Source organism: Salinarimonas soli (assembly GCF_008386575.1).
GTDB lineage: Bacteria > Pseudomonadota > Alphaproteobacteria > Rhizobiales > Beijerinckiaceae > Salinarimonas_A > Salinarimonas_A soli.
The window spans coordinates 1-307 of sequence record NZ_VUOA01000219.1; the positions used below are offsets into that span (position 1 = coordinate 1).

Below are 307 nucleotides of genomic sequence, written 5' to 3' on the forward strand. Positions count from 1 at the left end.
ACGGATGTCCACGCGACGGATCTCGGAAGATGGCATACGCAGGATTGCGTACTTGCCTTCCTTACCCAGCAGCTGCACGGAAGAACCTGCGGAGCGGGCCATCTTGGCACCGCCGCCTGGCTTCAGTTCAACAGCGTGGATAGTGGTACCCGTTGGCATGTTGCGCAGAGGCAGATTGTTACCAATCTTGATGTCGGCGGTAGCGCCGGACTCCAGCAACGTGCCCTGCTTGAGGTTACGAGGGGCGAGGATGTAACGCTTTTCGCCGTCCCGGTAGTGCAGCAGTGCGATGTTGGCGGTGCGGTTC

The 307-nt window shown here is 59.9% G+C and carries 1 pseudogene; it reads right to left on the reverse strand.

The features are described from left to right. A pseudogene (gene rplB, locus F0L46_RS25730) lies at positions 1-307 on the reverse strand (50S ribosomal protein L2); the annotation flags it as partial.